Below are 25,183 nucleotides of genomic sequence, written 5' to 3'. Positions count from 1 at the left end.
TCATTCCTCCACCGCCGGCTTGCGCTTCTTGTAGCGCTCGACCAGCTTCATCATCACCACGAAGAAGACCGGCACGAAGAAGATCGCCAGCAGCGTCGCGCTGATCATCCCGCCGAACACGCCGGTGCCGATCGCCCGCTGCGTCTCCTTGCTCGCCCCCGTCGCCAGCATCAGCGGCATGACGCCCAGCGTGAAGGCGAGGCTGGTCATGATGATCGGGCGCAGGCGCAGCCGGGCGGCGTGGATCGTCGCCTCGATCGTCGACATCCCCTCGTCGCGCGCCGCCTTGGCGAACTCGACGATCAGGATCGCGTTCTTGGCGCTGAGGCCGATGATGGTGATCAGCCCCACCTTGAAGAACACGTCGTTCGACAGCCCCGCGACCATCACCGCCGCGAGCGCGCCGAGCAGGCCGAGCGGCACCACCATGATCACCGACAGCGGGATCGCCCAGCTCTCGTAGAGCGCCGCGAGCACCAGGAAGACGACGAACATCGACAGGCCGAGCAGCATCAGCGCCTCGTCGCCGGCCTGCTTCTCCTGCAGCGACTGGCCGGTCCATTCGATCGCGAAGCCGGGCGGAAGCTCGGCCGCGAGCCGCTCCATCTCCTTCATCGCCGCGCCGCTCGAATAACCGGGCGCCGCCGAGCCGGAGATGCGCATCGTCGGATAGCCGTTGTAGCGGACGAGCTGGAGCGGGGTGACCTCCCAGTGCGGGTTGACCACCTCGCCCAGCCGCACCGGATCGCCGGCCGCGTTGCGGACGTAGAGGTTGAGCACGTCGTCGAGCTTCATCCGCGACGCCGCCTCGGCCTGGACGATCACCTGCTGGAGCCGCCCGCGGTTGGGGAAGTCGTTGATGTAGGTCGATCCGATCGCGCCGCTCAGCGTCGAGGCGATGTCGCTGAACGAGACGCCGAGCGTCTGCGCCTTGCGGCGGTCGATCTCCAGCTTGACGCTGCTGCCGGGCGGCAGGCCCTCGGGATAGACGCCCTGGAGCACCTTGCTCTGCGCGGCGAGGCCGAGGAGCTGGCCCTGCGCGGCCGCCAGCGCGGCGTCGCCCTTGCCGGCGCGGTCCTGAAGGCGCAGCGAGAAGCCCGACGAGTTGCCGAGGCCCTCGATCGACGGCGGCAGCAGGCTCATCACCACGCCTTCGCGGATCGCGCCGGTCGCCTGCTGGGCCGACGCCACCTCGCTCTGCGCGGTCGCGCCGTCGCGGTCCTTCCAGTCCTTGAGCATGGTGAAGACCAGCGCCGCGTTCGCGCCCGAGCCGGAGAAGCCGAAGCCCTGCACCGCCGTCGTGTCGCGCACCGCCGGGCGGCTCTTGTTGTGCCGTTCGAGCACCGAGACCGCCTCGCTGGTGCGCGAGATGGTGGCGTCGGCCGGCATCTGGAAGGCGGTGATATAGAAGCCCTGGTCCTCCTCCGGCAGGAAGGCCGACGGCAGGTTCATGAAGCCGACGCCGAGCAGCACCAGCACCACCGCGAACGACGCCATCATCCGGCCGGTCCGCTTGAGCAGCCGCGCGATCCAGCCCTGATAGCCGCCGGCGAGCGTGTCGAACTTGCGGTCGAACCAGCCGAAGAAGCCGCGCTTCTCCTCATGGCCGTGGACGGGCTTGAGGATCGTCGCGCACAGCGCCGGGGTCAGCGACAGCGCCAGGAAGGCCGAGAACAGGATCGACACCGCCATCGAGATGGTGAACTGCCGATAGATCGCGCCGACCGATCCGCTGGCGAAGGCCATCGGGATGAACACCGCGGTCAGCACCAGGGTGATGCCGATGATCGCGCCGGTGATCTCGCGCATCGCCTTGCGGGTCGCGTCGCGGGGCGACAGCCCCTCCTCCGCCATCAGCCGCTCGACATTCTCGACCACCACGATCGCGTCGTCGACGATGATGCCGATCGCCAGCACCATGCCGAACATGGTGAGCACGTTGACCGAGAAGCCGGCGACCAGCATCACCGACAGGGTGCCGAGCAGCGCGATCGGCGCGACGATCGCGGGGACCAGCGTGTAGCGGAACTTCTGCAGGAACAGGAACATGACGAGGAAGACGAGCACCATCGCCTCGGCGAGCGTCTCGACCACCTTCTCGATCGATATCTTCACGAACGGGGCGGTGTCGAACGGCACGCTGTAGGAGATGCCGTCGGGCATCGACTTCGACAGCTCGTCCATCCGCTCGAGCACCCCGCGCGAGGTGGCGACCGCATTGGCGCCCGGCGCAAGCTGGACGGCGAGGATCGCGGTCGGCCGGCCGTTGGTGCGGGCGCTGGCGGCGAAGCTCTGCGAGGCGAGCTCGACCCGGGCGACGTCGCCGAGCAGGACGGACGATCCGTCGCTGTTGGCGCGCAGCACGATCTGCCGGAATTCCTCGGGCGTCTGGAGCTGGCCGTCGACGGTCAGCGGGATCGTCACGCGCTGTTCGCCGACGGTCGGCTCGGAGCCGATCGCGCCCGGCGCGATCTGCGCGTTCTGGGCGGCGATCGCGGCGTTCACGTCGCTCATCGTCAGGCTGTAGGAGAGCAGCTTGGCGGGATCGATCCAGACGCGCATCGCCCGTTCGGAGGTGAACAGCTGGACGCGGCCGACGCCGGGCACGCGCTTCAGCTCCTCCGACACGTTGCGCGCCGCATAGTCGCCGAGCACGCCCGGATCGACATGCGGGTCCTTCGACTCGATCGCGATCATCACCAGGAAGCCCGACGAGGCCGCCTCGACGAAGACGCCGGTCTGCCGCACCACCTGCGGCAGGCGCGGCTCGGCGGTCTTGAGCCGGTTCTGCACGTCGACCTGCGCCAGTTCGGGATCGGTGCCCGGCTTGAAGGTCGCGGTGATCTGGGCGACGCCCGAGGTGTCGGTCGAGCTCTCGAAATAGAGCAGGTTCTTCACGCTCGACAGCTCGCGCTCGATCAGGCCGACGACGCTGTCGTTCATCGTCCGCGGCGTGGCGCCCGGATAGGTGGCGGTGATGGTGATGCTGGGCGGCGCGATCGTCGGATAGCGCTCGATCGGCAATTGCGGGATCGCGATCAGGCCCATCAGGACGATCACGATCGCGATCACCCAGGCGAAGACCGGTCGGTCGATGAAGAAACGGGGCATGGGTCCGGCCTATCTCAGCGCGCCGCGGCCCGGCGCCACGGCATCGGCTTGACGACCGCGCCCGACTGCACCCGGTCCTGGCCCTCGACCAGCACCCGGTCGCCGGGCTTCAGCCCTTCGTGGACGATGACCTGCCCGTCCTTCTCGTCGCCGAGCACGACCTTGCGGTCCTGCACCTTGTTCTGCGCGTCGACGATCTTGACCGTGGTGTCGCCGGAGCCGCCATGGGCGACCGCCTGGAGCGGCACCATGATCGCGCTCGGCAGGGCGAGGCGCGGCAGCCGGGCGCGGACGAACATGCCGGGCAGCAGCGTCCGGTCGCCGTTCGGCACCTTGACCCGCGCGATCACCTCGCCGGTGCCGGGATCGACGCTGATGCCCGAGAACAGCAGCCGGCCCTTGACCGGGTAGATCCGGCCGGTGCCCGAGACGATCTCGACCGGCGCGCCCTGGTCGGCGGCGCCGGCGCGCGCCGCGTCGCGTAGCGCATCGAGCCGGGTCGCCGGCTGGCGCACGTCGACATAGACGCGGTCGATCTGCTGCACGGTGGCGAGCGGATTGGCGTCGCCCGCATTGGCGAGCGCGCCCTCGGTCAGCACGGCCTGGTCGATCCGGCCGCTGATCGGCGAGCGGATCGTCGCGAAGCCGAGGTCGACCCGGCGCCGTTCGAGGTCGGCGCGGGTCTGGGCAAGGTCGGCGGCCGCCTGCCGGCGCGCGGCGACGGCGTCGTCATAGGCCTGGCCGCTGATCGCGTCGCTCTTGACCAGCGGGGCGAGCCGGTCCTCCTGCACCTTCGCGCGGGCGAGGGTCGCCTCGGCGCGGCGCACGCTCGCGGCGGCGCTGCCCGCGTCGGCGCGGAACGGCGACGGATCGATCTGGAACAGCGGCTGGCCGGCGCGCACTTCGCTGCCCTGCTCGAACAGGCGGCGCTGGACGATCCCGCTCACCTGCGGACGAATCTCGGCGACGCGGAAGGCGACGACCCGGCCGGGCAGCTCGTCGGCGATCGACACCGCCGCGGGGGCGATCTTCACCACCGACACCTCGGGCGCGGGCGGCGGGCCCTGCGGCTTTTCGCCACAGGCGGCAAGCGCGAGCATCGCCGCGACGCAAAGCAACGGCGCCCTGCGGCGCCTCACATCGAACATCTTCATCGAACCGGATCCAGGACAATCTACGCGATGGGCCTTTGCACCGCCCGCGTCGAATATTTGTGTAGGTAATGTGGAGATAATGTGGAGGCGCATGGCTTTCGACGGGGCGAATGGATTATCAGGCGTGTCGGGGAGAGAAGCAGAATTGACCAACGCGCTGATCCTTGTGGCCGAGGACGAGCCCGAAATCGCCGAAGTCATCGCCGCCTATCTGGAGCGCGAGGGCTTCCGCACCGTCCGTGCCGCCGACGGGCGCACCGCGCTCGACCTCCATCTCGCGCTCAAGCCCGATCTCGTCATGCTCGACGTGCAGATGCCGCGGGTCAACGGCTGGGAGGTGCTGGCGGAGCTGCGGCGGCGCGGCGATACGCCGGTGATCATGCTCACCGCGCTCGACCAGGACATCGACAAGCTGCAGGCGCTGCGCATCGGCGCCGACGATTATGTGGTCAAGCCGTTCAACGCGGTCGAGGTGGCGGCGCGCGCCCGCGCTGTGCTGCGCCGGGCGGGCGGCGGCGGCGGCACCATGCTGCGGGTGGGGCCGATCGAGGTCGACCTCGACAGCCATCTCGCCAGCGTCATCACCGGCGACGAGCCGGAGCGCCATGCCCTGCCGCTGACCCTCACCGAGTTCCGCATCCTCGCCCATATGGCGCGGGCGCCGAAGCGGGCCTTCTCGCGCGGGGAGCTGCTCGACGCCTGCCTGCCCGGCGGCGAGGCGCTCGAACGCACCGTCGACACCCATCTCAGCAAGCTGCGGCGCAAGCTGGAGGATGCCGGGGCGACCGGCTTCGTCAACAATGTGCGCGGCGTCGGCTTCCGCCTGGCGGACCTCGGCTGATGGCCGGCATCGGCGGGCTCGGGCGGCAGATCGTCCTGTCGATGGTGGTGGCGACGATCGCCTCCGTGCTGCTGACGATCACCGGGCTCTACGTCTTCTACGGCGTCGTCATCCGCATGGCGCCGCACCTGCTGCCGATGACGCAGCACTGGATGCCGTCGCAGATCGAATGGATGGTGATCCTGGCGCTGTGCCTGGCGGCGGCGGGGATCACCGTGATCGCCGCGCTGCGGCTGGCGCGGCGGATCGTGGCGCCGCTCGTCTCGGTCGCTCGCAGCGCGCGCCGCATCGCCGACGGCGACCTGGAGGTCCGCGCCGAGGCCGGCGACCGGTCGCTGTCCGAGGCGGCGACGCTGGTCGACGACTTCAACCTGCTCGCCGAACGGCTCGAACGCGCGTCGCAGGCGGTGATGCGGTGGAATGCCTCGATCGCGCACGAGCTGCGCACCCCCGTCACCATATTGAGCGGGCGGCTCCAGGGTCTTGCCGACGGCGTGTTCCAGCCCGATCCGCCGCTGCTCCGGTCGCTCGTCACCCAGGTCGAGGCGCTGACCCGGCTGATCGAGGACCTGCGCACCGTCAGCCTGTTCGAGGGCGGCCGGCTCGACGTCCGCCTCCAGCCGCTCGACCTGTCCGAGGAGGTGGAAGCGGTGGTCCGCCTGATGCAGCCGGGGCTGGAAGCGGCCGGCTTCACCGTCGAGGCGGATCTGGCGCCCTGCCGGTGCGAGGTCGACCCGGCCCGCATCCGCCAGGCGATCATGGCGCTGCTCGAAAATGTGAAGCGCCACGCCCATCCCGCCCGGGTGCTGATCCGGCTGAAGCGCGACCGCGACCAGGTCCGCATCGACGTCGCCGATCGCGGCCCCGGACTGACCCCCGACTTCGCGCCCTATGCGTTCGAGCCGTTCCGCCGCTACATGGACCATGAGGGGCCGCTGAAGGGCAGCGGCCTCGGCCTCGCCGTCGTGCTGGCGATCGCGCAGGCGCATGGCGGCACGGCGAGCTACGCGACGGTCGACGGCGGCGCCTGCTTCAGCATGGTCTTCCCGCGCCGCGCCGGCCAGGCCCGGCGCGCGGCCTCCCCGGTCACGCCGCGCGGGTCATAGCGAAGATGCCGGTGGCGTTGCCGCTGTCGAAGCCGAGATCGAGCCGGCCCGTCGCCGGGTCGCTGTCGCGGCTGATGATCTCGTAGAAGGAGCCGGGCACCGCGCGGACGACCGTCGCGGCGCCGTCGCGGAAGCGCCGTTCCACCGGGTCGGCGCGGAAGGCGGTCTGGCGCACCCGGCCGGTCGACGAGACCTCGACCCGATCCTTGATCGGCCGGCCGAGCGCCCGCTGCCGTTCGGCCTCCGCCGCGACGTCGGGCACGCGGCTGGTCGCGTGGTTGAAGGCATTGCCCTCGGTCGCGATCCACGCCGCCTCGGCCGACCGGTCGAGCAGCAGCGCATAGTCGGCAAGGTCCGGGTCGCCATGCTGGCGATCGAAGGCCGCCGCCACCGCCGGCAGCGCGGCGACCGCCTCCTCCATCGACACCGCTCCGTCGCGCGCGAAGCGATCGAGCACCGCGACCGTCGCGGGGGCGAGCGGGTCGCGGCTGTCGCCGAACACGCGCTGCGCCGCCGCCGCGAAATCGGCGTCGAAGCGCTCGACATGCAGCTCGCTGACGAAGAATTGCGGCAATCCCTCCGGCATGTCGCGCTGCGCCCAGGCCCGTCCCGTCATCTTCAGCCGGGGCAGCGGATAGGTGCCCGCGACGGCATAGCCGAGCGGGCCGAGGATGCGGGCGAAGGCGTCCTGCCCGGCGGGGAGCGCGCCGGTTCCTCCGAACGGAAAGCGGATCGTGCGCAGCGCGCCATGATCGAAGCGGATGCGCTCGCCCCGGGCGCGCTGGTCAGCGACGAAGGCGGCGCCGGTCGGCACCCGTGCGAGGAGGTCGTCGAACAGCAGCGCGTTGAGCGCCGCCGCGAAGCAGATGCGCGACACCGCCCCCCCGTCCGCGCGATGGGCCAGCGCCTCGTCGAGGTCGAGCGTGGCGAGCAGCGCCGCGGTCCGGTCGCCGAGCCGGGAGGCCAGCAGCGCCCGGCCCGGAGATTGATGAACATCCAGCATATTATCTCCTGTGCGGACACGACCCTAGCCACGCATTTCCGGTGATGTAAAAGGGATAAGCCGCATCTGTTGATGCTGATTGGGAATGAAGATCATGACGGACCGCACCGACGTCGCCCGCCGCCTGCTTCCGCCGATGGCGGCGCTGCATGCCTTCGCGGCGGCGGCCCGCCACGGCCATTTCTCGCGCGCGGGAGCGGAGGTCGGGCTGACCCAGAGCGCGGTGAGCCGGCAGGTCGCACTGCTTGAGGACTGGCTGGGGGTGCGGCTGTTCGAACGGACCGGCCGCCGCGTCGCGCTGACCGCCGACGGCGCCGCCTATCGGGACGCGATCGAACCCGCGCTGCAGCGCATCCGCCAGGCGACCGCGCAGATGATCGACCGGACCGAGCGCGGCGCGATCACGATCGCAACATTGCCGAGCTTCGGCATGCGCTGGCTGGCGCCGCGTTTGCCGGGGCTGACGGCGCGGCAGGCCGACCTGGTCGTCAACTTCGCCGCGCGGTCCGACCGGTTCGACATTGCCGCCTCGGGCTATGACGCGGCGATCCATTTCGGCCTGCCCGACTGGCCCGGCGCGACCCACGACCTGCTGTTCCGCGAGCGCGCCCTCCCCGTCGCGGCACCGGCGCTGCGCGACCGGATCGCCGGCGGCGACCCCGCCGCGCTGCTCGGCCTGCCGCTGCTCCACCTGACGACCCGTCCCCATGCCTGGCAGCGCTGGTTCGCGGCGACCGGGGTCGACGCCCCGCCGTTCACCCCCGAACCGAGCTTCGAGCATTTCCTGATGCTGGCGCAGGCCGCCGCGGCGGGCAGCGGCGCCGCGCTGGTCCCGACCTTCCTGATCGAGCCCGAGCTGGCATCGGGCGCGCTGGTGCGGCTGTCCGACCGGCCGGTGTCGGGCCGCGAGGCCTATTATCTGGTCTACCCGCCCGAACGCCTCGCCAACCGCCGCTTCCGTTCCTTCCGCGACTGGCTGCTCGCCGAGGCGGAGGGGGAACGACGGGAGGGGGACTGAGGCGCCCCGGCCTTCCCTTGCAAAGAAGGCCATTCGTTCCTATGATGGATATCAGTCTATATTGTTCAGAGGAACGATCATGGCCACCGCCCTTCCCGACCGCGCCGCCGACCAGGGCCGGGTGCTGTCCGAAGCGATCGCGCGGGTCGCTGGCTGCTGGAAGCTGACCAACGAGCAGTTGGGCGCGATCCTGGGCCTGTCGCCGGCGACCGCCTCGCGGCTGCGCTCGGGCGGCTTCCGGCTCGACCGGTCGAGCAAGGCGTTCGAGCTCGGCCAATATCTGGTCCGCCTGTTCCGCAGCCTCGACGCGCTGATGGGCAGCGACGACCTGGCGTCGATCTCCTGGCTCAGGACCGCGAACCTCGACCTCGACGGCCGCCCGATCGACCTGATCCGGACGGTGCGCGGGCTGAACGACGTGGCGGACTATGTCGACGACCATCGCGCCCAGATCTGATCCGCCACCACCGAGCGCCGAACGGTTCCGCGCCTATGACGCGACGCTGTGGCGTCTGGTCGAGGCGCAGCACCGCATCTCTGTCCGTCGTCGGGACATTTGGCGCAGATGGTTGCGCAGAGAAGAGGAGATCGGGCCTCGTCTGGGGTTGATGTTTAGGCGGCGAGCTTGCGGTGAAGCAAGCGTCGCTGTTCGATGGTCTTTCGCTTGATGCGTTTCCTCCGTTCGATAATGGCGGCGGCCCTGCCGAAATAGGCGTCGGCCGGTGTCACGTTGTCGAGGCTCTCGTGATAGCGGCGATGGTTATAATGCTCGACGAAGGCCTCGACCTGCCGTTCGAGATCGCCAGGCAGGAAGTAGTGCTCCAGCAGGATGCGGTTTTTCAGGGTCTGGTGCCAGCGCTCGATCTTGCCCTGGGTCTGGGGATGTAGCGGAGCGCCGCGAACATGGCTCATGTCATGGGCTTTGATCCAGTCGGCGAGTTCGCCGGCGATGTAGCTCGGTCCGTTGTCGCTGAGCAGCTTTGGTTTGTGCCTGACGGTGGCGTGGTCGCAGCCTGAGGCTTCGAGCGCGAGTTGCAGCGTGTCGGTCACGTCCTCGGCCCGCATCGTGGTGCACAGCTTCCAGGCGATGATGTAGCGCGAGAAATCGTCGAGCACGGTGGAGAGGTACATCCATCCCCAGCCGATGATCTTGAAGTAGGTGAAATCGGTCTGCCACATCTCGTTCGGGCGGCTGGTCTTGCGATGGAACTCGTCGGCCGCCTTGACCACGACGAAGGCCGGGCTGGTGATCAGGTCATGCGCCTTGAGCAGGCGGTAGACCGTTGATTCCGAGACGAAATAGTCCTTCTCATCGGTGAAGCGCACCGCCAGTTCGCGGGGCGACAGATCGGACTGCTCCAGTGCCATCTCGACGATCTGGTCCTGAATGGCGCCGGGGAGGCGGTTCCAGACCCGGCTCGGCGCGGAAGGACGATCCTCCAGCGCCTCGGGGCCGCCTTCGAGATAGCGATCATACCATCGGTAGAAGGTCCGCCGCGCGACGCCCAACTGGTCGAGGGTCCGCTTCGCCGGCAGGTGCGACTGCTCGACGATGCGGATGATCTCCAGCTTCTCGGATCCCGGATACCTCATTCGGGGTCTCCCCCATCCGCGATCATGCTTTTTTTCAGCAGCCGGTTTTCGAGCGTGAGGTCGGCGACGGCCTCCTTCAGGGCACGCGCCTCACGGCGCAGATCCTGTACCTCGCCGCTCGTCGCGGCACGGGCGGTGTCGCCCGCCAGCCGACGCTTCCCGGCCTCCATGAACTCCTTTGACCAAGTATAATACAAGCCCTGGGCAATGCCCTCCTTGCGGCACAGCTCCGCGATGCTGTCATCGCCGCGCAAGCCCTCCAGAACCACGCGGATCTTGTCCTCCGCCGAGAAATGCCGGCGTGTCGCGCGCCGGATATCCTTCACCACCTGTTCGGCCGACGCCTTGGGTTTGCGGGCCGATTTTACGCTTGAGGATTTGGGCTTCATCTTCGTTCCTTCGTCACTACGACGAAGCCCAAATCCTCCTTACATCACAACCTCAAATCTGTGCCATTGGCGCTGACGGCGGACAGGGAGGCGGTTCCAGACCCGGCTCGGCGCGGAAGGACGATCCTCCAGCGCCTCGGGGCCGCCTTCGAGATAGCGATCATACCATCGGTAGAAGGTCCGCCGCGCGACGCCCAACTGGTCGAGGGTCCGCTTCGCCGGCAGGTGCGACTGCTCGACGATGCGGATGATCTCCAGCTTCTCGGATCCCGGATACCTCATTCGGGGTCTCCCCCATCCGCGATCATGCTTTTTTTCAGCAGCCGGTTTTCGAGCGTGAGGTCGGCGACGGCCTCCTTCAGGGCACGCGCCTCACGGCGCAGATCCTGTACCTCGCCGCTCGTCGCGGCACGGGCGGTGTCGCCCGCCAGCCGACGCTTCCCGGCCTCCATGAACTCCTTTGACCAAGTATAATACAAGCCCTGGGCAATGCCCTCCTTGCGGCACAGCTCCGCGATGCTGTCATCGCCGCGCAAGCCCTCCAGAACCACGCGGATCTTGTCCTCCGCCGAGAAATGCCGGCGTGTCGCGCGCCGGATATCCTTCACCACCTGTTCGGCCGACGCCTTGGGTTTGCGGGCCGATTTTACGCTTGAGGATTTGGGCTTCATCTTCGTTCCTTCGTCACTACGACGAAGCCCAAATCCTCCTTACATCACAACCTCAAATCTGTGCCATTGGCGCTGACGGCGGACACTTCAGCAGGTCGAAATCCTGAAAGGGCCGCAGGGCGCCTATTATGGCCGGAACGCCGCGGCAGGCGCGATCGTCATGACCACGAAGGCGCCGGGCGACATGTTCGTCGTCGAGGGGCGGGCGAGCTATGCCACGCAGGATACGAGGCTTCTGCAGGGCTCCGTCAGCGGGCCGATCAGCGAGACCGCGGGGTTCGTCCTGTCGGGCGACTATCGGTCGACGGACGGCTTCTACCGCAACACCGGCCCCACCCCGGCAACGCGAGGCCATAGCGTGGACGACTCGCGGAACTGGAATATCGGCGGCCGCATCGTCCTGACGCCGACGGATGCCGATCGGATCGACCTGAAGGCCCGCTATGGCAAGATCCGGGCGACGCCCCTGGCCTTCGATGCCGTTTTCGCGCTTCCGGGCTTCGCCGGCGCCTTCGGCAATCCGCTGTTCGACGAAGACGTCAACGACCACAAGCTGGTGTATAATCGCAACATCCGCGGCGCCAACCGGCTCACCTCGAAGGAAGCGTCGGCAAAGTTCAGCCACGACATGGGGTGGGCGACCCTGACGAGCTGGGTCTCCTATTCGAATATCCGGGAAGACCTTCTGTCCGATGCGGCGGCGGGTTCGCTCGGACGGTTCAACCAGCGCGCTTCGTGCCGGGCATCGGTGGCGGCGCTCTCGGCGGCCGGCGTCCAGCTCCCCCAACCGCAATTCCTTGCGCCGACGCCCGAGGCGTCGATCCTCGGAGCCTACACGCCCACCACCTGCGACGGCATCCAGTATACGGTCCGCAACCAGAAGGACGTCAGCGGCGAAATCAGGCTGGCGTCCAACCCCGGCGGCCCGCTGTCCTGGTTTGCCGGAGCCTATTACCTTCATATCAACCGGCACTTCGGCACGGCGATCAATGAGGACCAGGGCCTCGGCGCTCTGCGAAGCCTCTATAACGGGCCGGCCAGCATCAATCCCACCTCGCTCCTCTTCGATGATCGCTACAAGACCAATGTCTATGCCGGCTTCGGTTCGCTCGAATATGCGCTTTCCGACCGTCTGACCTTCTCCGGCGCGTTGCGGTTCGACCGCGAGGACCGCAAGGTCGATCCCCTGGTGCCGAACGTGATCGATCCGATCACGAACGGTCCGATAAACCCGGGCTTCTCGGTGGGCGCTATCGTGCCGAAGTCGCGCAAATATCAACAGCTCCAGCCCAAGGTCGCGATCCGCTTCAAGGCCAGCGACGAGTTGAACCTGTTCGCCGACTGGGGCGTCGGCTTCAAGGCCGGCGGTTTCAACAGCCAAGGCAGCACCGCGATCATCGATCAGAATTTCAACGGTCCGCTGGGGTCGAACATCAATATCAGCGATGACTATCGCAAGGAACGATCAAGCGCCTATGAAGCGGGGTTCAAGGCGTCCCTATTCGACCGGCGCCTGACGATGGACGGGGCGGTCTATTACACCACCGTCCACGACATGCAGTTCTTCGAATTCTACACGGGTAATTTCGGAATTCTGCGGGTCGTCTCCAATATCGACAAGGTCAGGCTGTACGGCGCGGAAATGAGCCTGTCCTACCGTGTCGTTCCGGGCTGGACCCTCTTCGCGAACGGCAATGTCACCCGCAGCAAGATCCTGAAGAACAATACGCGCGCGGACACGGTCGGCAACAAGTCGCCGAATACGTCGGATTACACGATCAATCTGGGCACCCAGGTGATTGAACCGATCGGCGAAGGGTTGAACCTGACGTTCCGGGCCGATTACCGCATAACCGGGCCGACCTGGTTCTCCACCGTCCAGAATCAGACCAAGCGTTCGATCTTCGACCTGTTCTTTCCCGGCCTCGGTACCGGCGAATATGCCAAGTCCCGGCGCGACGCCTACGGCATTCTCGATCTTCGCGCGGGCGTCCAGGCTGAGCGCTGGTCGCTGACCGGCTTCGTCCGAAATCTGACCAAGAAGAAATATCTCACCGAAGTGGTCGTGGCGCCCGAGTTCGGCGGCGAGTTCGTCAGTCAGGGCGAAGGACGGACGATCGGCCTGGAACTGGGTTGGCGGTTATGATCGCGGGCCGCGCCCTTCCCTGAAGGGCGCTGTCCATGATGGTATCGGAGGGATGAACATGGCGAATTATTGGTTCAACTCAAAATTGGGCTACGCGCCGCCCGACTGGTTCTCGACCTTCGAGAACATCGATCCGGGCAGCCCCGTCAAGCCGCCCGAGTTTCGCCGGCTCATGCCGTTGTCCAGGCCCGATGCGGACTATGACCTCGGATCCAACGCCGAGACCTGGTCCTATTTCTGGCATCCCGTCGCCACGCTGGCCGAATTTCAATCGCATAGCCACACCGGGCGCGGGCCGATGGCCACGCGGCTGCTCGATCGCCAGATCGTGCTGGTCGAGCTCGACGGAAAGGTTCAGGCGTTCGACGACCGCTGCCCCCATCGCAGCGCCTCTCTCGGCCTCGGCGTGCTCGACAAGGGGGAGTTTCGCTGCCGCTATCATGGCTGGCGCTTCGACGCGACGGGGCGGTGCACGGATATCCCCTCCATGGAGGAAGGACAGAAGGTCCCCGGCAATATTCGCCTGACGCAGTTCGACTGCGACGTGCGCTATGACCTGATCTGGGTCCGCCTGAAGTCGGGCGCGACCACCGAGATCCCGCACTTCCCGGCGTGGGACGATCCGACGATGACCTCGCATATGGGGGCGCCATATTTGTGGCCGGTGTCGAGCGGACGCCGCGTCGCGAACTTCACCGATGTGACGCACCTGCCCTTTGGCCATAAGGGAACGCTCGGCGGGCCGCCCTTCACGCGCTTCAAGGCTTATCCGATTGCCCAGCATGACGGGATGCTGGAGTTTCAGCAGGATCAGTTCATCGCCTATAATCCCGGCGACGCGACCTTCGGTCCGCCGACCGGCCCCGAATCCATCATGTTGCCGCCTGGCGGCTATCAGGTCGTCATGCCGTTCACGGTCATGCTGTTCTTCGATTTCGGCCAGGGCCGCTTCAGCCAGATCATGATGCATCCCACGCCGATCGATGCGGAAAATTGCCGGAGCTACTGGATCACGTCGCACACGACCGACAGTTCGGCCACGCAGGAGCATCTCTCCCTGCAATCGACCGTCCTGACCGAGGACATCGCCTTCGTCTCGTCTCAGAATCCTCGGGCGTTGAGCGACGAGGCTGGAGAAATGTCGGTCAAGGCGGACAAGCCGGAGATCATCTGGCGCCGCTGGCTCAAGCGCTTGATCGCGGCGGCGGCCATCGGACCGGCGGAGATCGATCGCTGCCTGGCGGAAACGGGCACCCATTGAGGTCCGCCGTCCTCCTCTGACGCGGCGAGCCCCGGGCTCAAGCCCTTCTCTAGGAAATCGACCTGATGAAACGGAAATATATCGTCGCGACCGATGTCGGCGGCACCTGCACCGACACCGTCGTCTTCGCCAGGAATGAGCCCATCCGGCTGGGCAAGGCGCTGTCCACCCCTCCGGACTTCGCGACCGGCGTGCTGGATTCGATCGGCACCGCGGCACGGGCGATGGGGATGGAGCGTGACGATCTGCTCCGGCAGACGGCGCTGTTCGTCCACGGCTCGACGGTCGTCGACAATACGATCTTCACCCGCGACGGCGCGCGGACCGGCCTCATCGCCACCGCCGGGTTCGAGGACAGCCTGCTCGTGACGCGTGGCGCCTATGGGCGCTGGGGCGGGCTGACCGAGGATCGGATCAAGCATCCCGTGAAGACCGAGCGCGCGCCGGCGCTGGTCGGCGGCGAGGCCATCGTCGGGGTCAAGGAGCGTGTCGACTACAAGGGCGCGATGCTGTGCGAGGCCGACGAAGCGGAGATCGAAGCGGCCGTGCGAAAGCTTGTCGATGACGGCAAGGTCGAGGCGATCGCCGTGTCCTTCCTCTGGTCCTTCTACAACATGCGCAACGAGCAGAAGGTCAAGGAAGTCGTCGGCCGCGTGGCGCCCGACGTCTATTGCACCCTGTCGAGCGAGATCGCGCCGACGCCGGGCGAATATGAGCGCACGTCGACGACGGTGATCAACGCCTATGCCGGCAAGATCGCCCGGTCCTACCTGGCCGATCTCGAGCGACTTCTCGCCGGCGCCGGCTATGTCGGTCCGGTTATGGTGATGCAGGGCTATGGCGGGCTCATTCCCGCCCATGAGTCCGCCGATCGATCGATCGGGATGCTCGAATGCGGTCCGGCGGCGGGGGTGATCGGCAGCCGCGCCCTGGGCGAGCTGCTCGACCAGCCCAACGTCATCGCCACCGACATGGGGGGCACGACCTTCAAGGTCTCGGTCATCCAGGACGGCGCGATCGAATATGCCCGCGAGCCCATGGTGGACCGGTTCCATTATTCGCAACCGAAGATCGAAGTGGTGTCGCTGGGGGCCGGCGGCGGTTCGATCATCTCGATCGAGGATGGCGGCACGCCCCAGGTCGGTCCGCGATCGGCGGGGTCCCGGCCGGGGCCGGTCTGCTACGGCTTCGGCGGCGAGGAGCCGACGCTGACCGACGTGTTCCTGATGATCGGCTACATGGATCCCAAGTCGTTCCTCGCCGGATCGATGGAACTGGACGAGGCGCGCTCGCGCGCCGTGTTCGAAGACCGCATCGCCCGCCCGCTGGGCCTGGATGTCGAGCGCGCGGCGATCGGCATCTATCGTATCGCCGCGGCGCAGGTGACGGACCTGATCCGCCAGATCACCGTCGAGCGCGGCCTGGACCCCCGCGATTTCGTTCTCCATGCCTTCGGTGGATCGTGCGGCATGCTTGCCGGCATGTTCGCGGCCGAACTCGGCGTGAAGCGGATGGTGGTGCCCTATACCGCTTCGGTGAACTGCGCCTTCGGCCTGATATCGGCCGACATCGCCCATGAATATTCGCGGACCGTGGCGCTCCCGCTGCCGCAGCCGGCATCGGCGGTCAACGAAGTGCTGGCGCCGATGATCGAAAAGGCGCGCGCGCAACTGATGGAAGAAGGCTTCGAGGGCGCGCGCGTCCGCTTCGATTGCGCGATCGACCTGCGTTATTCACGCCAGGTCCATGAACTGACCACCCCGCTCCGTGGCGATTTTCCGGTCGACGATGCCGCGCTGGCGACGTTGGTGGGCGACTTCGAGGATCTCTACGAGCGCAAATATGGCAAGGGTTCGGCCTATCGCGAAGCCGGCATCGAGATCACGCAGATCCGTGTCGGCGCGCGCGGCCTCATGGAGCGGCCCGAAATCATCGTGGAGGCGGAGGAGGGAAGCGATCCCGCCACCGCGCAGGCCGGCCGCCGCCGCATATTCGTCGATGCCCGCGATGCGATGGTGGAATGCGCCGTCTACGACTTCGAGAAGCTGCGCCCCGGCAATGTGGTGCAGGGCCCGGCGGTCATTCATTCGCCGATCACGACGATCGTCCTTCAGGACCGGCAGAGCGGGACGATCGACGGCTATCGCAACATCATCATCGACTTGGCCTGAATGAGGAGCCAGCATGGACCCGATCACTTTCTCGATCATCCGCCATCGTCTCTACCGCGTCGTCGAGGAGGCGGTGATCACCCTGAAGCATGTCTCGGGCAGCGCGATCACCAATGAAGGGCATGACCTCATGGTTTCGCTCTACCGGGCGGACGGCTCGCTGCTCATGGGCGGTGTCGGCTTCCTGCACCACCTGACCAGCGCATCGGAGGCGTGCAAGGCGATCATCCGCCGCTTCGCGGGGCAGATCAACGAGGGCGACCTGTTCCTTCTCAACGACCCCTATACCGCGGCGCTGCACACGTCGGACGTCTATCTGGTCTCGCCGATCCACCATGACGGCAAGCTGGTGGCGTGGAGCGCCTGTTTCGTGCACGTCTTCGACATCGGCGCGATGAACCCCGGCGGTTTCGCACCCGATGCCCCGGACATCTTCTCCGAGGGGTTCAGCTCGCCGGGCCTCAAGCTGATCGATCGCGGCGTCATGCGGGAGGACGTGTGGGACACCATGCTCAACATGGTGCGCGGCCCCGAGATGGTGGCGCTCGACCTCCGCTCGATGATCGCCTGCAACAACGTCGCCAAGGAGCGCATGCTGGCGCTCATCGACAAATATGGAGCCGATACCGTCGACGAGGCGGGCAGCACGCTGATCGAGCAATCCGAACGGCGGATGCGGGATCGCCTGCGCGAACTGCCCGACGGCGAGTGGCAGTCGCGCCAATATTTCAGCGTCAAGGACGAGGTGTATCGCGTCCTCCTGACCATGCGGAAATCGGGGGACGAGCTGGAGTTCGACTTCACCGGGTCCTCGCCCCAGTCGCCCTACAGCCTGAATTGCTCGAAATGGGCGGCGCTCGGCGGGCTGTTCGCACCGCTGTTCCCGCTGCTCTGCTACGACATCACCTGGAATGAGGGGGTGATCCGCCCCGTTCGGATGATCGCCCCGGAAGGCACGGTGGTGAACTGCCGCCGGCCGGCCCCGGTGTCGGTCGCCACGGTCGGCGCGATCCAGTCGGTCAACAATGCCGCGTGCGCCGCGATCGGGAAAATGCTGTCGGCGAGCGATCGCTATGCCGACGAGGCGACCGCCGTCTGGCACGCCAATCATTTCGCGATCTTCATGTTCGGCGCCAATCAGCGCGGCGGTTATTCGATCGGCATTCTCACCGAGACCTTCGCGGGCGCCGGCGGCGGCCGGCAAGTGGGCGATGGCGTCGACATCGGCGGCGAGATTCCCAATCCCATCTCGCGCATGGCCAATGTCGAGACGATCGAGGCGACCTTCCCGGTTCGCTATCTCTTCCGGCGGCGGCGGATCGATTCCGGCGGCCCCGGACGCCATCGCGGCGGCGTGGGCGGTGAGTTCATGCTCGTCGCGCATGACGCGCCCGATGGCGGGATAGACTATGTCATCTCGGGCAAGGGCGCGGCCTTTCCGCAGAGCGACGGCATGGCGGGCGGCTATTCCGGTGCCGCGAACGACTATGTCCGGATCGCGGGCGTCGGCGGGAAAGACGTTCCGCTCGGTGCCGAGGATGTCGAAGGCGAGCGCGAGGCCATCGCCTGGGGCGTGCATGCGCTGCGCGGAAACGATGCGCTCCATGTTCGCTGGAATGGCGGCGGCGGCTTTGGAGACCCGCTCGACCGGTCGGCTGAAAGCATCGGCCGCGATGTCGCCGACGGCACGGTTTCGGTGGAGGCGGCGCGAACGCTCTATGGCGTCGTGCTTGCCGACGGAGCGCTCGATCCGGCGGCGACCGAGCGGGCGAGGGCGGCGATGCGGCTGACCCGCAAGAACAGGGAGGCGGCATGATGGGTGAACGGCGTTTTTCCGAAACCCTGCTGATCATCGACGGAAGCATCGCTTGCGGCCATTGCCGACAGCCTTTGTCGGCAATGGACGAGAGCTGGAAAAGCGGCGCGCGGTTGTCGGCCGTGCCGGCGGCGAGCCTGCCTGGCGCCGGCTCCGCGACGCACCCGGATGTCGAGCTCAGGTCCTTCTCCTGCGGCGCCTGCGGAACGCTTCTGGATAGCGAGCTGGCGCTTCCCGGCGATCCCTTCCTCGTCGACCGGCTGCTCCCGACCCGCCTTTAGGAGGTTTCCATGCATGACGTTCAAATTCGCCAGGAGATTGTCGATCGGGTGATGGCGCGCAGGGGCAAGCTGCACTGGTTCGAGCAATTCGACCCGGCCCGCACCGCGCTGATCGTGATCGACATGCAGAACACCTTCTGCGAACCCGGCAGCCCGGCGGAAGTGGCGGTCTCGCGGTCCATCGTTCCCAATATCAATCGACTGGCCGGCGAGCTGCGCGGGCGCGGCGGGCGGGTCGTCTGGGTATTGCACGCCAATTCGCATTGGGGTGATCGCACCGACTGGGAGCTGTTCTTCAACAATGTCGTTTCGGACGACGTGAAGCTGCGCACGGCCGCCAGCCTCGCGCCCGGCAAGCAACAGGTCTGGTCGGGGCTGGTGACGGCGCCGGACGACATCACGATCATCAAGAACCGCTACAGCGCGCTGATCCAGGGTTCCTCGTCGTTGGAGCGCGTGCTGCGCAACCTTGGCATCGACACCGTGCTGATCGCCGGCACGAAGACCAATGTCTGCTGCGAAGCGACCGGGCGCGACGCGATGATGCTCGATTTCCGGACCGTCATCGTCTCCGATTGCTGTGCGGCGCTGTCCGATGACGAACATCGCGCCACGCTCGAAACCTTCATCCAGCAATTTGGCGATGTTCTCTCATCGGATGAGGTGGTGCGGCGGATGCGTTAAGGCATCTTGCCACGCGCGATCGCCGCGCGGATTCGACCAGGCTGCGATGGGTCGGGCTCATCGCAGCCTGGTGTCATTGCCGGTGCGTCGGCAGGTTCGTCAAACGCCGCCGACGCAGGGTCGTCGACGGTTTTTCTCCGAAGCGCTCGGTATAGGCCAGCGCGAACCGGCCCGGATGGCCGAAGCCCACGTCGAGTGCGATGTCGAGGATCGACTGGTCGGACTCGGCCGCCAGCAAGCGTTCATGCGCGGCGGTCAATCGCCGCTCGCGCAATGCCCGGATCGGCGAGGTGTCACGGAACCGGCGGAACCCGTTGAGCAGCGTCCTGGCCGGCACGCCGGCTGCCGCGGCGATGTCGTCCAACGTGATCGGATCGGCGAAATGGTCGTCGATATAGGCCTCCGCGCGCTTTACGGAGATTGGCGCGATACCGCTATCAGCCCGACCGTTGTCGACCAAACCGCCCTGCAGCAGCGTCGACAGGAACAGGCTTTCATATTCCGCGGCGACGCGCGTGTTGCTCGTCGCGAAATCGACGGTCGCCGGGTCGCTGAGCATGCCGCGCACGAATGTCCTCCACGGCGCGAAGAGCGTGTCGGCCAGATCAATTCGCTGGCGCATCAGCGGGGCCTTGCGGCCGGCGTGGCGACATAGCGTACGAGCATCCACCTTGAAGACGATCTGTTCGCAGTCGTCGGTGAATTCGGCGTGGAGCGGTTCGCCGGGCGCGATGCAGACGCCGTGGCGCCGACCGACCCATTCCTCGCCGCCATTGCGGATCAATCGCGCGCTACCCCGGCGACAGAACATCAGCAGATAATAATCGGCTATTTCCTCCAATTGGAGCGACATGGGCCGCGAATAGGCGATCGAACCCACGCCGATCGATGAAAAGCGGAAGAAATCCATATTGGCATGATAGTCTGCGGAAATCGTCGTCGGTCTCAAGCGATGCGGCTGCAACAGGACCGAAATCTGGGCTTCGGTTTCCTCTACATCGCGGGATGCAAAGACACGATGTCCTTCAAGGGCAGGCAAGTCTTCTTCAAGCATAGGTCACGCCCTACCATATACTCAGACTCTGCAGCCTGCTTGCTCCGACATATCCAGATGCCCAGCAAGGGGAGCGGATAGCTCTCCCAATCACGCCCTCACCGGTGGATCAGGCCATAGATCGCCTATCCAGGCAAGCAGATTCTCGGACCGCCGATGGCCGCGCGGACGCACTTCTGCGCGATCGATGGATAGCAACCACGGGCTTCGTCTCCGCGCCGTCGCCCTTGCGCCTCGCGATCCCGAATTGCCGTGGAACTTCGCGGGATTGGTGACGGATGGCATTTCGCCCGTGATGCGGGACAGCAGCTCGACAAGGAGCGGTCGGACGACATGGTGCTGGAAACCTAGGATTTTGGCAGCGGAAGAGGGATCGCCGACAATCATACATCCAATTGATCTGGCGCCCTTTTCTTGAGAAAGGATGGGGAAGGATAATCTTGACCAATCTTGGCCAGAGTCACTTTCGCGATCGCGCGTGACATTCACCGCGCCGAACATGAACATTGCGGGACGATCTGGATCAATGGGTCGCCGGCTGCAAATTCAGGTCTGGTTCTTGGACCATCCAGGTCGTGTCGTTGCCGGCTGCCTGTCGCTAACCTTGATCGGGCTGGATCGGACGATGACCGAGAAAAACTGCTCCGCCCGGCCGGAACAAGGGGGTGGAGGGGAAACATGGTGCACAGCAATCTTGTCGTTCGTCTGATGGCCACGGCCTGCATCGCCGGATGGATGATACCGGCGACGGCTCAGCCCATGGATCAGGACCGTGCGGCGACGGTGGAGACGGGCGGCCTGGGCGACATCGTCGTCACCGCCCAGAAGCGCGAGGAGCGGTTGCAGGACGTGCCGATCGCGATCTCCGCGATCGGCGCCGATTTCCTGCGGAGCCGCGACATCGGCTCGATCGACCAGATCGGGACGATCGCGCCGAATGTGAAGGTCGAACGCTCCCCTACCAACAAGACCGTCTCGCAGATCGCGATGCGCGGTTCGGTGACCGTCAATCCCTCGGTGCTGTTCGAGCCGGCGGTCGGCCTCTATGTCGACGGCGTCTATATCGCCAAGGCTCAAGGGTCGATCTTCGACATCGCGGACCTCGAACGCGTCGAGGTGCTGCGCGGGCCGCAGGGCACGCTCTATGGGCGCAACACGCTGGCCGGCGCGATCAATCTCGTGACACGCAAGCCCTCGGGCGAGCTTCGAGGATCGATCGAGGCGAGCTACGGCAATTACGACATGAAGCGGGTGAAGGGCACGATCGACCTGCCCGCGTTCGGCATCTTCTCGATCAAGCTGTCGGGTCAGGCGCAGAAGCGCGACGGGTTCATCGATGTCGTGCCCAATCCCTATCCGCAGGCTTTCCTGGCGCGGCCCAGTTCGGTGGACGACACCAACGACCTCAACCAGCGAAGCCTGTTCGCGCAAGTGCGGGTGCGGCCGGCCGACAGCCTCACGATCGACTATGCCTATGACTACAGCCGCTATCGCCAGCGCCCCGATTTCGCGCAGCTCCACAGCTTCAACCGCAACGGCCTGCCGCAGGATATCTTCGACCCGAACTCGCCGGGCTATGCGGGGGCCGGCGCCTTCTTCCCGCTCGACCTCTATGTGCGGACCCAGCGGCAGTCGTCCGCCAGCCTCGACGCGGACCAGCTGTACGAGCGGCTGCGCACGGATGGCCATTCGCTTACCCTGGCATGGGATCTGGGAACTGCCGAACTCAAATCGATCAGCGCCCATCGCCGCACCCGGTGGAGCGACGCGCTCGATCTCGACGGGTCGCCGCTGCCGGTCGGCGCCACCCAGCGCTTCACCCGCTACCGTTCGTTCAGCCAGGAGCTGCAACTCACCGGCGGTGTGGCGGACGGACGGCTGAAATATGTCGTCGGCGGCTATTATTTCCGCGACAAGGGCGAAACGCTGGGGCCGCAATCCTTCTTCGCGGGCGCCACCAGCTTTCAGGCCGATTATGGCCAGCACACCAGGGCCGCCGCCGCTTATGCCCAGGTCGATTTCGACCTGACCGACCGGCTCGTGCTGACCGGCGGCATCCGCTACAATCATGAGCGCAAGGACGTCAGCCGGCTGCTCGTCAGCGGACCCGGAACGCCGGCCGAGCTGACGCTGATCGACATCGGCTATGGCGACGTGCCCGATGCGGTCTACAACAGCTTCAGCCCGGCCGCCTCGCTGCGCTTCGACCTGACCGAGCGGGTGAACGTCTACGCCCGCTATGCCCGCGGTTTCAAATCGGGCGGCTTCAACGGCGAAACGACCGAACTGGTCGCCGCCACGGCCGCCTGCCCGTCGGGCGCGATCGAGCTTTGCCAGCCCTACCGCCCCGAAAAGGTCGACAGCTATGAGGTGGGGCTGAAAAGCCGGCTGCTCGACAACCGGCTCCAGCTCAACATCGCCGCCTTCTGGGACGAGCATCGCGACATCCAGCTTTCCGTGTTCCGGGGCAGCGGCGCGCTGTCGCTGTCGGTGCTCAACGCGGCGTCGTCGCGGATTCGCGGGGTCGAGCTGGAATTCACCGCGCGTCCGTCGTCCGCCTTCACCGTCAGCGGATCGTTCGCGCTGCTCGATGCCAAATATAAGCGCTTCATCGACGGCGGGGTGGACGTCTCCGACAATCGCGCCTTCCCGCACGCGCCGCGCTACACCGCCTCGGTTTCGACCGACTGGCGCGTGATCGAGGGCGATTGGGGACGGCTCAATCTGCTGGCCGACCTGAATTTCGTCGATTCCTACTACACCTATCCCTATGCGCTCGCCGCCCCGCCGTCGACCACGCAGGTCGCGGGCAACAGCGAGGCTCCCTCGCGCGCGATCGTCAATGCGCGCGCCATCCTCGCCGATCTGCCGATCGGCGGGATGAAAGGCGAGATCTCGCTCTGGGCGCGCAACCTGTTCCAGCAGCGCAGCCCCAGCAACTTCATCGATTTCGGGCCGAGCTTCGGCGGCATGACGCTCGCCTTCTATCCCGATCCGCGCACCTTCGGCGCGACGTTCGGCCTCCGCTTTTGAGGGGCGACGGGACGGCGCAGGGCGGCGGCCACGGCCGCGATATTGCCACGCGACGCATCCGCGCCTTATGCTCCCGCCCAGCACGAGGCGGAGCTGGGAGAGGAGCTGATGTCGCGGCATAAGCATGTCGTACCGGTGTGCAATGCAACTGCGCCGACCGGTATGATCGTCACCATGCTGGATTGCCTGTCCCGCATTTCGGGCGAGCCCGATCGCCTGCTCGCGGAGGTGGGTGTCTCGCACAGCTTCGCGGCGTTCAAGGCGGGCCAGGTGCGCGAGATCGGGCTGGACGCCTTCATCGCGACAAACCGGGCCTGCAACGCGCGCTTCCGCGACTATCTCCACCAGTCGCAGGGGCCGCAGATGACCGAGGAGCAGTTCTCGCTGCTGTGCCGCTGCCTGATCGCCTGCGCCGACCTGCGCGAGGTGCTGACGACCACGTCGAGCTTCTTCGCGATGTTCAACGGCACGCTCGGCGCCTTTCGCCCGGAGTTCGGGGATCGGCATGTCACGCTTTTCATCGAGCCCCGCCGGCGCGGCCCTACCGATCCCTCCTTCCTGATCGACGCCTTCGGAATGGCGGTGCTCCAACTGTTGTTCGGCTGGCTGATCGGGCGGTCGCTGGCGTTGGAGCGCGTCGATTTCTCCTACCCCGCCAGCGTGCGCACGGATTTCGGCCTTGGCCTGTTCAGCTGCCCGGTGCGGTTCGACCGGCCGAGCAACATCATGCTGTTCGATGCCGTCTATCTCTCGGCGCCGGTGGTGCGCACCAGCAGCGACATGCGCACGCTGCTGGAGACCTTTCCCTACGACATGATGCTCGGGCGCGATCGCGGCCGCTCGCTCGCCGATCAGGTCTATGCGCTCATGATGAACGCGCATTCGGCGGAGCGGCAACTGCCCGGTGCCGAGCGGGTGGCGCGGGACTTCGGCGTGTCGAGCTGGACGCTGCGGCGGCGGCTGGCCGAGGAGGGGACCGGCTTCTCGCGCATCCGGCAGCGGTGCCAGCTCAACATCACCACCGATTTCCTGCGCCGGCCGGACCTGACGATCGATCGCATCGCCGAGATCGCCAATTTCAGCGACGCCAACGCCTTTCGCCGCGCCTTCCAGCAATGGACCGGCAAGTCCCCCACCGCCTTCCGCCGCGAGCTGGCCGCCGGGCGCATCGGCTGAGCGCCCGCTCTTGCGCTGATCTTTCACCATTTCCGCCGTCTCCGCGCCGGAACGTGCGTCCTATCACCCCGCCATGGGCGATCAGGCCCGCAATCCTGGAGGGTGTGCGATGAGCGACGAGAACAATCTGGGCAAGATCGCCTATGCGGGCGCTACCGCCGCGGCGAAGGCCTGGGAGCAAATCCGCCATTCGACCCACATCTTCCCCGAAGCCGAAGTGGAAGCCGCGTTTCAGGACTATGTGTATCGCGCGAACATCAACGACTGGGGTTATTATTCCGAACTGTTCACGGACCCCTGCGTTTATGTCGACCATCATTTCGGCACGGTCCGCAACCCGAAGGAACTGGCCGACTGGATGATTCCGCTGATGAAGACCCAGCCGGAGATGCGCTTCATTCCTGGTTGGCACGTCATCCAGGGCAATCTTCTCATCAACTATAACTGGAACCGCTGGCCCAATCCCGAAGGCAGCGCCGTTCCCTATGACGAGTGGCGCAATCCCGGCCCGATCAGCGACTATCGCTTCCAGTTTCCGTGCGTCACGATGTGCATCTATGCCGGCGACGGCAAATTCTCCTTCGAAGAGGATATCTACAGCCCGTCCGCCTATCACGAGATCCTCAAGCAATGGCGACAAGCCATGGGCATGGAAGACGCGGGCTGATTTCCTTC

At 66.4% G+C, this 25,183-nt stretch carries 18 protein-coding genes and 1 pseudogene; 13 read left to right on the top strand and 6 right to left on the bottom strand.

Translation table 11 applies throughout. From position 1 onward, the window contains the following. Complete coding sequence (locus HRJ34_RS23555) at nt 1-3,111, bottom strand: multidrug efflux RND transporter permease subunit (protein ID WP_208632608.1); 3,111 nt, start codon at nt 3,109-3,111, stop codon at nt 1-3. Between the two features lie 14 nt (nt 3,112-3,125). Then, nucleotides 3,126-4,265: an efflux RND transporter periplasmic adaptor subunit gene (locus HRJ34_RS23550; RefSeq protein ID WP_208632607.1), complete on the bottom strand. Its 1,140-nt coding sequence runs from the start codon at nt 4,263-4,265 to the stop codon at nt 3,126-3,128. 145 nt (nt 4,266-4,410) lie between these two features. On the opposite strand from HRJ34_RS23550, the gene HRJ34_RS23545 reads away from it, so the two are divergent. Together HRJ34_RS23545 and HRJ34_RS23540 are read left to right on the top strand one after the other, a co-directional pair. Next, nucleotides 4,411-5,106 (top strand): response regulator transcription factor, encoded by a 696-nt coding sequence (locus HRJ34_RS23545; protein WP_226948668.1) that lies wholly within the window; start codon nt 4,411-4,413, stop codon nt 5,104-5,106. Further along, complete coding sequence (locus tag HRJ34_RS23540; RefSeq protein WP_011952793.1) at nt 5,106-6,212, top strand: ATP-binding protein; 1,107 nt, start codon at nt 5,106-5,108, stop codon at nt 6,210-6,212. The genes HRJ34_RS23545 and HRJ34_RS23540 overlap by 1 nt, the downstream gene beginning before the upstream one ends. On the opposite strand, the gene HRJ34_RS23535 is transcribed toward HRJ34_RS23540, so the two are convergent. After that, the gene (locus HRJ34_RS23535; protein ID WP_011952794.1) at nt 6,193-7,215 is read right to left on the bottom strand and encodes a 2-oxoadipate dioxygenase/decarboxylase family protein; all 1,023 of its coding nucleotides are present in this window, start codon (nt 7,213-7,215) and stop codon (nt 6,193-6,195) included. The two genes, HRJ34_RS23540 and HRJ34_RS23535, sit on opposite strands and share 20 nt — an antisense overlap. A gap of 94 nt (nt 7,216-7,309) precedes the next feature. Here HRJ34_RS23535 and HRJ34_RS23530 point away from each other — a divergent pair, with 94 nt between their 5' ends. Both HRJ34_RS23530 and HRJ34_RS23525 read left to right on the top strand, forming a co-directional pair. Then, entirely contained in the window at nt 7,310-8,233 is a 924-nt protein-coding gene (locus HRJ34_RS23530) for a LysR substrate-binding domain-containing protein (RefSeq protein ID WP_030091948.1), read from the top strand. A 79-nt stretch (nt 8,234-8,312) separates the two neighbouring features. Continuing rightward, nucleotides 8,313-8,690, top strand: a complete 378-nt coding sequence (locus HRJ34_RS23525; protein ID WP_011952796.1) for an MbcA/ParS/Xre antitoxin family protein — start codon at nt 8,313-8,315, stop codon at nt 8,688-8,690. A gap of 155 nt (nt 8,691-8,845) precedes the next feature. Here the strand turns inward: HRJ34_RS23525 and HRJ34_RS23520 are convergent. Together HRJ34_RS23520 and HRJ34_RS23515 are read right to left on the bottom strand one after the other, a co-directional pair. Further along, nucleotides 8,846-10,215 (bottom strand): IS3 family transposase gene (locus tag HRJ34_RS23520; protein WP_150289884.1). Its coding sequence is split into 2 segments (ribosomal slippage): nt 8,846-9,861 and nt 9,861-10,215, totalling 1,371 coding nucleotides; the frame shifts between segments, so codons are not numbered across the junction. An 84-nt stretch (nt 10,216-10,299) separates the two neighbouring features. Further along, a pseudogene (locus tag HRJ34_RS23515) lies at nt 10,300-10,886 on the bottom strand (transposase); the annotation flags it as partial. A 160-nt stretch (nt 10,887-11,046) separates the two neighbouring features. On the opposite strand from HRJ34_RS23515, the gene HRJ34_RS23510 reads away from it, so the two are divergent. The 6 genes from HRJ34_RS23510 (at nt 11,047) to HRJ34_RS23485 (ending at nt 19,245) form a co-directional block, all read left to right on the top strand. Beyond that, a complete protein-coding gene (locus HRJ34_RS23510; RefSeq protein ID WP_226948915.1) occupies nt 11,047-13,032 on the top strand; it encodes a TonB-dependent receptor in 1,986 nt (661 codons plus the stop codon). A gap of 58 nt (nt 13,033-13,090) precedes the next feature. Further along, complete coding sequence (locus HRJ34_RS23505) at nt 13,091-14,293, top strand: aromatic ring-hydroxylating oxygenase subunit alpha (protein WP_208632606.1); 1,203 nt, start codon at nt 13,091-13,093, stop codon at nt 14,291-14,293. A 65-nt stretch (nt 14,294-14,358) separates the two neighbouring features. After that, complete coding sequence (locus HRJ34_RS23500; protein WP_208632605.1) at nt 14,359-16,464, top strand: hydantoinase/oxoprolinase family protein; 2,106 nt, start codon at nt 14,359-14,361, stop codon at nt 16,462-16,464. A 13-nt stretch (nt 16,465-16,477) separates the two neighbouring features. After that, nucleotides 16,478-18,280: a hydantoinase B/oxoprolinase family protein gene (locus HRJ34_RS23495; protein WP_208632604.1), complete on the top strand. Its 1,803-nt coding sequence runs from the start codon at nt 16,478-16,480 to the stop codon at nt 18,278-18,280. Beyond that, nucleotides 18,280-18,561: a hypothetical protein gene (locus HRJ34_RS23490; protein ID WP_208632603.1), complete on the top strand. Its 282-nt coding sequence runs from the start codon at nt 18,280-18,282 to the stop codon at nt 18,559-18,561. The genes HRJ34_RS23495 and HRJ34_RS23490 overlap by 1 nt, the downstream gene beginning before the upstream one ends. Before the next feature lie 51 nt (nt 18,562-18,612). Beyond that, nucleotides 18,613-19,245, top strand: coding sequence for an isochorismatase family protein (locus tag HRJ34_RS23485; RefSeq protein WP_226948914.1), 633 nt, complete (start codon nt 18,613-18,615; stop codon nt 19,243-19,245). 73 nt (nt 19,246-19,318) lie between these two features. On the opposite strand, the gene HRJ34_RS23480 is transcribed toward HRJ34_RS23485, so the two are convergent. Continuing rightward, on the bottom strand, nt 19,319-20,299 hold the full coding sequence (locus HRJ34_RS23480; protein ID WP_208632601.1) for an AraC family transcriptional regulator: 981 nt from the start codon (nt 20,297-20,299) through the stop codon (nt 19,319-19,321). 759 nt (nt 20,300-21,058) lie between these two features. Between HRJ34_RS23480 and HRJ34_RS23475 the strand changes: the two genes are divergently transcribed. From HRJ34_RS23475 to HRJ34_RS23465, 3 genes are all read left to right on the top strand, one after another. Then, nucleotides 21,059-23,332, top strand: a complete 2,274-nt coding sequence (locus tag HRJ34_RS23475) for a TonB-dependent receptor (RefSeq protein ID WP_226948913.1) — start codon at nt 21,059-21,061, stop codon at nt 23,330-23,332. A gap of 108 nt (nt 23,333-23,440) precedes the next feature. Then, nucleotides 23,441-24,508: an AraC family transcriptional regulator gene (locus tag HRJ34_RS23470; protein WP_011952879.1), complete on the top strand. Its 1,068-nt coding sequence runs from the start codon at nt 23,441-23,443 to the stop codon at nt 24,506-24,508. Nucleotides 24,509-24,617: 109 nt separating this feature from the next. Beyond that, nucleotides 24,618-25,175 (top strand): hypothetical protein, encoded by a 558-nt coding sequence (locus HRJ34_RS23465; protein WP_016746129.1) that lies wholly within the window; start codon nt 24,618-24,620, stop codon nt 25,173-25,175. Nucleotides 25,176-25,183 lie beyond the last annotated feature (8 nt).

It is taken from the genome of Rhizorhabdus wittichii, assembly GCF_017607425.1.
Lineage (GTDB): Bacteria > Pseudomonadota > Alphaproteobacteria > Sphingomonadales > Sphingomonadaceae > Rhizorhabdus > Rhizorhabdus wittichii.
Note: the sequence above shows the minus strand (reverse complement) of the source record. Positions and strands in the feature narration are given on the sequence as shown.